Consider the following 12,452-nt stretch of genomic DNA (forward strand, 5'->3'; position numbering starts at 1 on the left):
CACAAATCAATTGAAATTTTTGTGATCTTGTCGACAACGTACTTGAAATCGTCACGAAAATAGGCGATAAAAAGATCCAAAGCTTTGTAACAGGTTTGACCAGAAAAAAAAGTACGGGTCAATCCTTGAATCCCAGAATGATGCGTCGTAAACTGCGCCGCAATCTGAAAATTAACGCAGTAGCGTTTAAATAAAGGAAAGAAGAATGAGCGACATCCAAGAACGCGTAAAGAAAATTATTGTTGAACAACTAGGTGTTAAAGAAGAAGAAGTTAAATCAGAAGCGTCTTTCGTTGATGATTTAGGTGCTGACTCTCTAGACACTGTTGAGCTTGTAATGGCGCTAGAAGAAGAGTTCGATACAGAAATCCCTGATGAAGAAGCTGAGAAAATCACTACTGTTCAGGCAGCTATCGACTACGTTACTGCTCACGCTGAGTAACTAGCTTTTCTATTAGGGCAGCACTCGCTGCCCTAACTCTTTCTAGACCCCCCAATTATTATAATAATCCCTTTTTGGAGGACACCGTGGCTAAACGTCGAGTCGTAGTAACTGGCTTAGGTATGTTGACGCCGCTGGGTAATGATGTTGCATCTACCTGGCAGGGCTTATTAGAAGGCCGTAGTGGTATTCGCAATATCACGCATTTTGACACAGAAGGTTTCGGGACTAAGTTTGCTGGTTTAGTGAACGACTTTGATGTCACTGAGTACATTTCCCCTAAAGATGCTAAAAAAATGGATGTTTTCATCCAGTATGGTATCGCTGCAGGTGTACAGGCTTTAAAAGACTCAGGTCTTGAAGTTAACGAAGAGAATGCCGCTAGAGTTGGTGTGGCCATCGGCTCTGGTATCGGTGGCTTGACGCTTATTGAAGAAAACCACGTTAAGCTATTAAATAGCGGTCCACGCAAGCTTTCTCCGTTTTACGTTCCGTCTACCATTATCAATATGATCTCTGGCCACTTGTCCATCATGCATGGCTTGAGAGGTCCAAATATTTCGATTGTGACTGCATGTACAACTGGCCTTCATAATATTGGCCATGCGGCACGTATGATTGCGTACGGCGACGCGGATGCGATGGTAGCAGGCGGTGCTGAAAAAGCGTCAACGCCAATTGGTATGGGTGGTTTTAGCGCGGCTCGTGCGCTTTCTACGCGTAACGATGATCCGCAAGCGGCTTCTCGCCCTTGGGATAAAGACCGTGATGGTTTTGTGCTAGCTGATGGAGCCGGTGTGATCGTACTGGAAGAATATGAGCATGCGAAAGCTCGTGGTGCGAAGATCTATGCTGAACTGGTTGGCTTTGGTATGAGTGGCGATGCATATCACATGACATCACCACCAGAAGACGGTGCAGGTGCTGCACAGGCCATGGTTAATGCATTGAATGATGCAGGGATCAATGCAGAGCAGGTTGGCTATATCAACGCACACGGCACTTCTACTCCAGCGGGTGACGTTGCAGAGACGCATGCTGTTAAGTCGGTATTTGGTTCTGCGGCAAAAAATGTGATGGTGAGCTCGTCTAAATCAATGATGGGTCACTTACTTGGTGCTGCAGGCTCAGTTGAATCAATTATTTCGATTCTTGCGCTGCAAGACCAAAAAGTAACGCCGACCATTAACTTGGATAACCCAGATGAAGGCTGTGATTTAGATTATGTGCCTCATACTGCCCGTGATGCGAAACTAGAGTACACTTTGTGTAACTCGTTTGGTTTCGGTGGAACAAACGGTTCGTTGCTATTTAAAAAGGTGTAGATCAGCCTTAGTAATTTGATAGCAAAGTAGGTTATGATAAAAAAGCTCGGCATTGCCGAGTTTTTTTATGTTTTTGATACCCTTAAAAAGGAAAGTGATGTGGATAATCAACAGCTTTTTTCTAACACTGACAGAGGATTGGCCTATGGCGATGGCTTTTTTACCACCGCGTTAGTCCGTGATGGAAATGTTGATTTGTGGCCACTTCATAGAAACCGACTGGTGGAATGTCAGCAGCGCTTGGGCTTTCCTGAGTTACGACTAGGCGAAATCGAGTCTTTGGTTCAAGAGCAAGTTAAAGATAAAAGGGAAGCGGTGCTAAAGCTCCTTATCACTCGAGGGGAAGGGGGCCGTGGTTATCAAGCTCCTGAGACGCCTGAGCTGAGTGTGAGTATTCAGATATTACCTTTTCCTTCACACTATACAACTTGGCAGCAGAGTGGGATTGAAGTCGCATTAAGCCGGGTTAAACTGGGTATTCAGCCGTTACTCGCTGGATTAAAGACACTGAATCGGTTAGAACAAGTACTTATTAAACAAGATGCTCAGACATTGGTTTGTGACGATGTCATTGTGACGGACATCAATGATAGGGTGATTGAAGCGTCAGCGGCAAATATCATCATGATTAAAGACAACAGGCTGTATACACCAGAACTTAGTGGCTCAGGCATTAAAGGCGTGTTTTTAACCGCACTTGAAAGTAAACACGATATTAGGGTCAAAAATATTGCTTTTGACGAGTTACAAGCGGCTGATGGTGTATTTATTTGTAATAGTTTAATGCAGTTGGTACCTGTAGTAAGAATTGAGAATAAACATTTCGATATCGCCGACTTACATGAATTGAAAAGGCGATTTTTAGGGAAATAATATAAATGAAAAAACTGTTCATCATAGTCGCATTTTTGATAGCAGCAGCGTCATGGTGGTTATCTCAGCAAATAAATAAGGTTAAATTTGAACCACTTAATATCTCTGAGCCATTAGTTGAGATAAAGGCTGGGCAAACATTCAATCAGCTATGTCATCTATGGCAGCGTAGCGGGGCGTTATCTAACTGCTTTCCTTATCAACTTTATAGTAAGTTAGAGCCTAAGTTATTCGCGTTACAAGCGGGCTTTTACGATCTTAAAGGGCTAACTGTACTAGATGCCATCAGCAAAATTAGTCGCGGGGAGCAACACAACTTTAGCTTTACAATCATTGAAGGGATGCCCATTTGGGAAGTCAAAGACAAGCTCCTCAGCGCCCCCTACTTAACGCAAGACATTGATAAGCTGACAGCACAACTGAATATATCGCAAAGTTCAGCTGAAGGGTGGTTGTACCCCGACACCTACCACTATCATGGAAATGATTCAGCACAGCGCTTACTTAAACGTGCCCATACCAAAATGCAGAGTGTGCTTGAAGAAGAGTGGCAAAATAGAATGCCAGATCTTCCTTTAAACACGCCTTATGAAGCCTTGATCTTGGCTTCGATTATTGAGAAAGAAACGGGTGTAGTCGCAGAACGAGATAAAGTTGCCTCCGTTTTTATCAATCGTTTGCGTAAGGGCATGCGTTTACAGACAGATCCAACCATTATCTATGGTATCGGTGAGCAGTTTGATGGTGATATTAAACGTGAAGATATCCGTGAAAAGACACCATATAACACCTATCGGATTGATGGTTTGCCACCGACACCCATTGCAATGCCGTCTCGTGCTGCGATCCATGCGGCACTTAATCCAGCAACAACCGAATACTTGTACTTTGTTGCGTCAGGAGATGGTGGACACCACTTTTCGAAAACACTGACTGAACATAATAAAGCGGTGAAGAAATTTATTTTGAAACAATGACATCGAAAGAGAGGGCTAACCCTCTCGTTACTCTCTATTACAACATAAAATATTCTTTAATACCCGCCAATACACTAGATACTGCAACTGAAGCTAAAATAAGTCCCATTACTCGGCTGACGATACTTGCGCCACTATCACCAATCCATTGGTGAATTTTTGTCGCAACCAGTAGAAATATCAACACGATAGCCAATACGCTGAGCATAATAATCGACGTTTGGAGTTGTTCAAATACATTGTTTTCGCTGTTTTTAGTAAGCAAAACGGCTGCTAGCATTGCCCCTGGGCTTGCGATAGAAGGCATTGCTAAAGGGAAAATAGCGGTATCGGATGCTTTACTGTCTAACTTAATCTCTTCACTTGGCTTACCCTCGCCAAAAATCATTGTCATGGCAAAGATGAACAGTACGATGCCTCCGGCAATCGCGAATGCAGGTAGGGGAATACCAATTGCGTTTAAAATGATTTCGCCCGCAATAATAAAAAACAGCAACACAATGGCTGCAACCAGTGTAGCTTTTACCGCTATTTTTCGTTTCGTCGCAATATCAAAGCCTGTGGTGGTTGCGATAAATACCGGTATAGTGCCAATGGGGTCGATGACCGCAAAGAAAAAAATGAACGTTGAGATATAGTGTTCCATAGTTCCCTATTATGAAATAAAGGTTGTTCACAAATTATACCAGTTGTATTAAGTAAATGATCTATCTTGAAGCGGGGAAATAGCTTTAGTAGCAAGGCAAAAATTTTGCTATTTAGTTGTTCTAAATGAGAAATTTTTAACGAAGCTAATATGCTATTTCACCCTTCAAATTGATTAGAGAATTAATTCAATTGGTATTACTTATGGTTGGCCATCTGCTATTGACCAACGGCAAATAATATCACTAATTTCATGACTTTATTCTGAATTTCCTTAATTATTTTATGTATTCACAGCATGTACCCAAGCTACTGCGTCGTTGTAGTTCTCGAAGTTTTTAATCGCTAAGCCGTGCTTGTCAGCAAATGCTTCAATTAATCCACTTTTGGTGTCTGAGGGGGAGATAACTCGGGCAAGAGTAACCCCATCGACAAATTGATTGAGTTTTTGTAAAACGGTTAGCACGCTTGGATAGTCGTAGGTGATATGTAATTGAGAGACGTCGATAACTAAACTTTTTAGCTGATTCGATTTAAGTGCAAGCCCTAAATTTTTGTACATCTCGATGATATTGGCTTCCACGCATTCCCCGTATGCGGCTGCGTGGATAAGTTTCTCTTTACTATCAACCGTTGCTCTATAAGAGAATTTTGCCATGCTCTATTGCACCTTTTATGCATATAGATAAAAGGATAGTTCAATTAGCTGGCGATACCAATTTCAAAAAGCGCACCAAAGCAAAGCTTAGTTATATCGCTATGCTAGCTCTTCAGCTACCTCAGCGATTTTTTGTCTCAGCCAAATGTGGCTTGCATCACGGTGTAATAGCGGGCTCCAAATCATATCTAACTCAAACGGCGGAATAGGGAATGGCGGCTCCAAAACTGTTAAGGTCGGATCATCACGATAGATATTCGCGGCTTTTGACGGTAATGTTGCGATTAAGTTCTGCTCTTTTGCTAAGTGAATTGCAACGTGGTAATTACGTGTAAAAGTTGCGATGTTTCTGTGTTTTCCAAAGTGTGCGAGTGCCTCGTCAACCCAGCCAAGTTTCTGTACATCGGCGGGATCCATTCCGACCCCAACACCAAATCCGGTTTTACTTACCCAAATATGGCGAGATTTTAAATAGGCATCAAGCGTAAAGTTGGTAATAACGGGGTTATCGGACTTCACCAGACAGCAAAAACTATCCTTCCAAATTCGTTTGTGGTGAAACGATTGCGGTAGATTTTCGAAGCGGTTAATTGCCATGTCTACCTTGCCATTTTCTACATCATGAAAAGTAACATCACTCGGCGTGAGAATATCAAGGGTCGTATCTGGGGCTTCCTCATGAAGTTTAGTTAGAAGTTTCGGCGCAAGCGTACTTGCAGCATAGTCGCTGGCCATAATCCTAAACACTCGATTACTACTCGCTGCTTCAAACTCCCTGTTAGGGGCTAAGGTTTCTTCCAAAGTCATGAGTATGCCACGGATCACAGGCTGTAGCTCAAGCGCGCGCTCTGTTGGCACCATGCCTTCGCTGGTACGTACTAAAATAGGGTCATTAAAGAGGTTTCTGAGACGCTTAAGACCGTTACTCATTGCCGGTTGGGTAATACTTAATTGATTTGCGGCACGTGTTACATTGCATTCTCGAAGTAAGGTATCGAGGTAAACCAGCAGGTTAAGGTCAATTTTACTAATGTTCACTCAGTTTTCCTTTGTATTATTCTTCTTTTTTGGCATTTTGGAGAAAGCGATTGTCATGTGGATAAGGGTAAATATGTCTTACGACTTTCTCACGAATATCTCGTTGTGCTTGCTGCCAAAACAACACCTCAGCCAAATCAGCATGATGGCGCAGAAACATTTCCTTTAGTGTAGGATTTGTCAGAACAAATGTACACAACTGTTCAGGAAAGACGTCTTGTGGTGCACTGGAAATATCGCCAGAGTCGTACATATTATCTAGCCCTTGTTTTGGCAGCGCTCTAAAGTTCATTTCCGTGAGATATTGCACCTCATCATAGTCATAGAAGATAACTCTATGGTGTTTACTCACGCCAAAGTTTTTTAACAGCATGTCACCTGGAAAAATGTTTACAGCGAGCATTTCTTTGAGCGCATAGCCGTAATCTCTAATGACTTGCTCACACGTTTCTTCATCGGCTTGCTGTACAAAGAGGTTGAGCGGTGTCATACGGCGTTCAATATACAAGTGCTTTATCACCATATTATCCCCCTCAATACGTATACTTTGAGAGATAGAGTCCAGCAATAGCTGATAAAGGGCTGGTGAAATACGTGCAAGTGGGATCACCACATCGGAATATTCAATTGTATCTGCCATTCTACCTACGCGATCGTGGCGTTTTACAAGTTGATACCGCTCTAGAACGGTTGTTTTTGTAAATGGCTTACTTTCTGGAAATTGGTCACGGATCACTTTAAAAACATAGGGAAAGCTTGGCAGAGTGAATACCATCATTACCATGCCGGGCGTACCTGGAGCGACTTCAAATTGTTCTTCGGAATTAGCTAAGTGGTGTAAAAACTCACGATAAAATTCGGTTTTCCCCTGTTTATGAAAGCCGATGGCGTTATAAAGCTCAGCCTTTGTTTTATTTGGCATGAGTTGATTTAAAAACTTAACTAGCGCAGATGGGGCGTGGGTCTCTACTAAAAAGTAAGCCCGCGCAAAACCAAAAATCACCCGCATTTGTGAGCTGTTGGTAAGCAGCGCATCGATCAGTAAGCCCCCAGTTTGTGCGTGTAATACCGAAATGATAAACGGCTGTACACCAGATTTAGATACCACTCGGCCGACAATATAGGCGCCTTTATTACGATAGAAAGGTGCGCTGAGGATGTCGAAGCGCATTAAGTGTGCCTGATGATGCGTGTTAGGTGCTTGTTTAAGAAACGCCTTAACGAGTAGTCGAATATCTCTATCTAAATCTTCAAATTCACAATGAAAGTCAATGTGTTCAATGATTCTTTTGATGGTGGGTTTGAGGCCACTGACGACTGGAAAATAGCTTCGATACTCTGCTTCTACAGGGAGTGATGTGGCGTTAGCAAGCTGGGTTTCAACAAAAATGAAATCGCTATTGTAATATCGGCGGTGAAAGAGGCGACAAAAAACTGAATTATAGAAAGTTTCAGCAAGCTCTGGTTGAGGGTGAAAGGTAAGACGCTCAAGGTAAGCCTGTTTTACTTTATACCATAGCGATTCATCCAGTTGCGTAGAGCCATAGAGTTGTATTAACTTCTGTGCGGTTTCATCAACTTTACTATCGTATTGGCTGATCCTCGCTTTACTTATCCGCTCTATCTCTCCCCAATTTTGAGCAGCAAAAGCGATGGGTGCCAGTTTGGTAATTTTTACAAATGCGTGATAGTGGTTTTGAAAACCTGATAAAATTCGCTCTGCTAACTGCTGTGCTTGCATCTACATCCCTCATAAATTATCCACGCGGAGTGGTTTCACTTTACAAGGTAATGTGCGAAAAGTCATCTGGTAATACCAGTTAAGGTGTTTGCATAACTATAGCGAATGCGCATAGACCAAGTGTGATTCTCAAAAAACAACCAATGTAATTGAGCGGTTATATCACTCATATTCTTTGAGTTGCCTTTCTAATTTTGAAATCTCTTTCTCTAGGCTTTTAATCGCTTTAGCATGTGCCTTATTAATGGCCTTTATTTCCTTTTTAACTTGTCTGACGACCTTTTTGCGCCTGTCTTCATTCATCAGTTTAGTTAATTGATCTTGTTGCTCTCTAACTGCGGTATCTCTTTTGCGATTGAGCACGGCTTTTTCATGGTGTTTGGCTCTGAGTGCACGCTTTGTCCTTTTCGCAATTTGGTTACGTTCCAAATTGTTTAACGTTTTATAGTGCTGCTCTGAGGGAGCCGAGGCTTTAGGATCGGATGTGGTTATCGTATGCTGGGTCGCATTGGCCGAACAGGGAAATTGGCTAAAAACGATGCCTCTGTCGGTCGTGCATTTAAAGTATTTTACCGTTGTTGTGGCGAAACAATGAGTAGAGACAAAAATCAGTACGAGTAGTTTTAGATATAATTGCATCTGGCATCCTTGCTGTAACAGTTAATATCTACTTAACCATAGATGACATCCCATTTTGTTCAAGGTTATTGCGCTTCAGGGGCTGTGAATTTTTTTAATGTCTTAATACTTTGTATTAAAAATGGAATATCTAGATTGCCGTTTAACACAAAGCCTTCCTTTGCTGACATCTGCTTGAAGCTACCATCTTGATTGACTAAGGTGATTTTGTCTTTTTTGAAGGCAACTAAGACACCTTGCGTAAAGTTAACGCCTTCTGCATGAGAGCGAGTTTTAATGTTCGATGCCAGCATACTTTGTTGAGCAAGGGGGTCGCAGCCTAGATAAGAGCTTAATAGGGTGTAGGTGATGTCATTGGGCTGCACAAGACCAGAAGCCTGAGCAAACAGCTCAATGTTCGTTACCGCAGAACTGGTTAATACCGTCGCTTGCTGTGCACTAATATCAATTGCCACGAACGGCTTTGAACTATCAATGTCAATTTCGTCACTTACTTCAATGATTGTTAATTTACTTGTTTGATGAGAGGGTACAAAAGAGAACTCGCCGTTAGCATTAACACTCATTAAGTCATTATTAATTGACCATACCGGAACTTGCTGCTGTAGCAGGACAGACTCTTTATAATAACTCGGTAGACCGTATACCAGGCTGAATAGTGCATCGCTGCTATTTCCTGCGCGTAAAACAGAATCCATTCGGAACACGTTATTTTTACCGTTGCTCTGAAGTGCTGTTGCTGTTTTTTGGAAAAGCGCCTCATCTGTGTAAGCATAAACGTTGATAGGTTGCTCTGTGGTATCTTTCTTTTCTTTGCATACCGCCGAAATTACAGGGGCTTTGTATTTTGAATGCGTATCACCAATGCTTAGTGAGTGCGCTTCTTCATACTGCTCGATATCAAGTAAATCGTGTCTGGCGAGTAAGCTCTTTGCGGTTGTAGGATATGAGAGAGGTAATACATTATCTTGCTTAGTGATATCGAAAAAGGCATTCGCATCGGCCCAAATATGCAGGCTGTGACTGAGCGCAAAGCAGGTAACAATGGTCCCCGTTGCATAGCGAGGGAATTTATAGGATTTAAGCTCGGCCAAATGACGCCAAGCATAATTACCTGCGAGTAGTTCAAAAGTGAGCACCAGTCCAAGCATTGCAATGGTAACAATGAGATTAATGAGGGATGATCCGACTAAGGTTTCCCACAATAAAACAAAAATATCGGAAAGCGAAGCTGGGTTTATATGGTAGCCAAGTTGTAGGTAAACAAAGGCATCCACTGTTAGTACAACAATACCAACCGAGGCAATAATTGCAGCCATCCCGCGAATATGTCGCGGGTAAGGGAATATTAAACTAAGCGGAAAGATAGTTAATACAAACGCACAAAAAGTGATAAAGCTGGTATGGCTTATCCACGTGATCAGCATATAAAACCAACCGACAAAGGTACTTGGCGCTTTGTCGGCGAACAAATAAACTGAGCTAATCAATAAAACCAAGCCAATGTTAGCAAAGGTAAACCAGTGTCCCCAGCTGAGTAATTGACTTGCTTTTGATGAAAAAGGACTGTGCGGTGTAAGATTCATTCCGTTACTTTACTGATTGTGTAAGTGCTTTGGCAAAATTTTCGGCAACAGATTGTCTCTTACTCTCTGGAACATGTTCTTTTAGAATGTGCGTGATAGAATTACCCAAACACATTAAGCTGAGATCAACTGGTGCGTTTTGCGAGCTTAATACATTAACTAATTGGTCAACAATTTCTTCTACTTGTTTATTGGAATACTTTGATTGGATAGGCATCAGTTGGTTCAATTTATAAAAGCAATAATTTTTACATTTTAACATTAGAGGCGTGAAAAACAAAGATGAGCGTTGAGGTAAAAAAACTAGTTGTTCACTATGTAGACAAACAAGACGAAGATACCGAAATACATCTACGTGACGATGAAATGCAAGTCAATGACAAAGTTAATGTTTTCATTGAACAATTGCATCATGCCTACAATGGCAAACCGGGTAAAGGGTTCTGTGCTTTTAGCGGCGAAAAAAGCAGTGTGGTCGCGTCTGCGATGCAGAGTTATAGAAATAATGAGCTTAACTTTTGGAATTTAACCCAAGAAGCAACCAATGTGCTTAAAGAAGAGCTTAATAAATATGCATTTCATGAAACTGGGTATTTAGTGTTTTGTCATTATCAGTATGTTGCCAGCAATTTTATTATGATTGCACTGATTAATATTAAAGAGCATTACACGATTACCTCAGACTTAGACTTATCCGCAGCAAAACACTTAGATATTTCACGTATGCAATTGGCTGCTAGAATCGATTTAGATGCTTGGGATACAGCCGCAGAAGAAAACCGTTATATTTCCTTCATTAAGGGGCGTGCTGGTCGAAAAGTTGCTGATTTCTTTTTAGATTTTCTTGGTTGTGAAGAGGGGATCGATCCAAAGCAGCAATCACAAACTATGTTACACGCGGTTGAGGATTATTTGTCTACACAGCAATTTGAAAAGTCTGAAAAAGACGACATCCGCAAGGAAATTTTTGATTACTGTAACGACTGTGTTTCAAGCGGCGAGGACGCAGATGTTAATACACTGTCCGAGACGCTTTCTAAGTCTTCAGACGTAAAGTTTGAAGACTTTTATAAAGAGCAGGGCTATGAGCTGGAAGAAAGCTTTCCTGTCGATAAAAAGACAGTAACGAGTATGGTGAAATTTTCCGGGCTTGGCGGTGGAGTAAGCGTTGGCTTTGAACGTAAGCATTTGGGTGAGCGGGTTATTTATGATGCTGCGACTGATACACTTACGATTAAAGGTGTACCGCCTAACTTAAAGGACCAAATTGAACGTTATTATAATGGCGAATCTTAGTTTATAAAAAGCAGCGTAAGCTGCTTTTTTGTTCCTGTTTCATCCCTTTTTCTGCAAATATTTATATCAATTTGCTGCTTTTGCTAGCATTTTCTTAAATTTAACTATACTTGCAATGTAGTACTTGTAGAACAAGCAATTGGGATGAATTACAATGAAGATGAAACTAGCTTTAGGTTGTACCCTTTGCCTTGCCTGTTTTTCAGGGCATGCAGAGGTTAACTTTTCCGGATTCGCAAGTATCAATGCTGGTAAGGTGCTGAGCGGAAGCGGTGTTCCACAATTCGGAATAAACGATCCAATATTTCTCGCCGATTATCCTATCGTCAGTGTTTACGACGAGGATATCTCATTTGAACCTGAAACACTGATGGGCCTTCAATTTAGTGCTGATCTAACAGAAGGTTTAAGTGTTACTGGTCAAATTGTTGCGCGCGGCGCAGACGATTTTGATGCAAAGTTCGAGTGGGCTTATTTGTCCTATGAGATTAATGAGAATTGGACGTTCCAAGCAGGTAAAAAGCGCTTACCGCTATTCTATTACTCCGACTTTTATGATGTGGGTTACGCCTATATTTGGATGCGTGCACCCGCGGACAACTACACCTGGCAAATCTTTAATTATAATGGCATCAATATGCTCTACAGCGGCAGTATAGGCGACTGGTCATTAAGCGGGAATATTTACGCCGGTAAAGAAGACGATGATGACAATAAGCTGTTGAGCGAGTTTTTCTTTCAAGAGCCAACTAGAGAAATCTGGAAAGACATCCTAGGCGGCGTAATTCAAACCAGTAATGATTGGCTTGAAGTGCGTTTAACCCATATGCGTTACACCAACCAGCGGTATCGCTCTGGAGAGCCTGTTTTATGGGAGGGGAGTGATGAGCGAGATGGTAAGTTTTATGGTTTAGCAGTAAATGCAGACTGGGGAAATTTCTTTATTTTATCTGAGCTAAATCGGTTGGACTTAGACGGCAATCTAGACACTAAGATGCTGACACTGGGCTATCGCTTTGACAATATCACGCCATTCGTATCTTACGCAGATTTTGAAGGCGAGGGCGACGATGCCGAAAGCCATGAAACCACTTCGTTTGGAGTACGTTGGGATTTTCATTCCTCCGCTGCTTTCAAGATTCAGTACGATGAGGTCGAGGATAACTCCGTTGGTTTAGCGGTCGCAGGTGATAGTAAAGCCATTACAATTGGCATCGACATGGTATTTTAAG

The 12,452-nt window shown here is 41.8% G+C and carries 13 protein-coding genes; 6 read left to right on the forward strand and 7 right to left on the reverse strand.

The window, feature by feature from the left end; genetic code table 11:
- The first annotated feature begins 205 nt into the window (after positions 1-205).
- From acpP to mltG, 4 genes are all read left to right on the forward strand, one after another.
- Positions 206-442, forward strand: a complete 237-nt coding sequence (gene acpP, locus L3V43_RS11270) for an acyl carrier protein (protein WP_010374019.1) — start codon at positions 206-208, stop codon at positions 440-442.
- Positions 443-528: 86 nt separating this feature from the next.
- On the forward strand, positions 529-1,767 hold the full coding sequence (fabF, locus tag L3V43_RS11275; RefSeq protein WP_010604997.1) for a beta-ketoacyl-ACP synthase II: 1,239 nt from the start codon (positions 529-531) through the stop codon (positions 1,765-1,767).
- A 33-nt stretch (positions 1,768-1,800) separates the two neighbouring features.
- Positions 1,801-2,640: an aminodeoxychorismate lyase gene (gene pabC / locus L3V43_RS11280; protein ID WP_010604996.1), complete on the forward strand. Its 840-nt coding sequence runs from the start codon at positions 1,801-1,803 to the stop codon at positions 2,638-2,640.
- Positions 2,641-2,645: 5 nt separating this feature from the next.
- Positions 2,646-3,617: an endolytic transglycosylase MltG gene (mltG, locus tag L3V43_RS11285; protein ID WP_102056956.1), complete on the forward strand. Its 972-nt coding sequence runs from the start codon at positions 2,646-2,648 to the stop codon at positions 3,615-3,617.
- A 37-nt stretch (positions 3,618-3,654) separates the two neighbouring features.
- Here the strand turns inward: mltG and L3V43_RS11290 are convergent, their stop codons facing one another.
- From L3V43_RS11290 to L3V43_RS11320, 7 genes are all read right to left on the reverse strand, one after another.
- Positions 3,655-4,263 carry a MarC family protein gene (locus L3V43_RS11290; RefSeq protein WP_017219127.1) on the reverse strand — a complete coding sequence of 203 codons (609 nt, stop codon included), beginning with the start codon at positions 4,261-4,263 and terminating at the stop codon, positions 3,655-3,657.
- Between the two features lie 282 nt (positions 4,264-4,545).
- Positions 4,546-4,920: a hypothetical protein gene (locus tag L3V43_RS11295; protein WP_235367743.1), complete on the reverse strand. Its 375-nt coding sequence runs from the start codon at positions 4,918-4,920 to the stop codon at positions 4,546-4,548.
- A 99-nt stretch (positions 4,921-5,019) separates the two neighbouring features.
- Positions 5,020-5,958: a LysR family transcriptional regulator gene (locus L3V43_RS11300; RefSeq protein ID WP_010604992.1), complete on the reverse strand. Its 939-nt coding sequence runs from the start codon at positions 5,956-5,958 to the stop codon at positions 5,020-5,022.
- A gap of 16 nt (positions 5,959-5,974) precedes the next feature.
- Complete coding sequence (gene aceK / locus L3V43_RS11305; RefSeq protein WP_010604991.1) at positions 5,975-7,699, reverse strand: bifunctional isocitrate dehydrogenase kinase/phosphatase; 1,725 nt, start codon at positions 7,697-7,699, stop codon at positions 5,975-5,977.
- A 162-nt stretch (positions 7,700-7,861) separates the two neighbouring features.
- Positions 7,862-8,338, reverse strand: a complete 477-nt coding sequence (locus L3V43_RS11310; protein WP_102056954.1) for a hypothetical protein — start codon at positions 8,336-8,338, stop codon at positions 7,862-7,864.
- 65 nt (positions 8,339-8,403) lie between these two features.
- Positions 8,404-9,924, reverse strand: a complete 1,521-nt coding sequence (locus tag L3V43_RS11315; RefSeq protein WP_235367744.1) for a DUF3413 domain-containing protein — start codon at positions 9,922-9,924, stop codon at positions 8,404-8,406.
- A 4-nt stretch (positions 9,925-9,928) separates the two neighbouring features.
- A complete protein-coding gene (locus tag L3V43_RS11320; RefSeq protein WP_010374035.1) occupies positions 9,929-10,141 on the reverse strand; it encodes a DUF1414 domain-containing protein in 213 nt (70 codons plus the stop codon).
- A gap of 65 nt (positions 10,142-10,206) precedes the next feature.
- On the opposite strand from L3V43_RS11320, the gene yejK reads away from it, so the two are divergent.
- Positions 10,207-11,220 carry a nucleoid-associated protein YejK gene (gene yejK / locus L3V43_RS11325; protein WP_102056952.1) on the forward strand — a complete coding sequence of 338 codons (1,014 nt, stop codon included), beginning with the start codon at positions 10,207-10,209 and terminating at the stop codon, positions 11,218-11,220.
- 154 nt (positions 11,221-11,374) lie between these two features.
- Entirely contained in the window at positions 11,375-12,451 is a 1,077-nt protein-coding gene (locus tag L3V43_RS11330; protein WP_010604987.1) for a porin, read from the forward strand.
- Position 12,452 lies beyond the last annotated feature (1 nt).

Origin of the sequence: Pseudoalteromonas sp. L23 (assembly GCF_021728455.1) — a bacterium.
GTDB lineage: Bacteria > Pseudomonadota > Gammaproteobacteria > Enterobacterales > Alteromonadaceae > Pseudoalteromonas.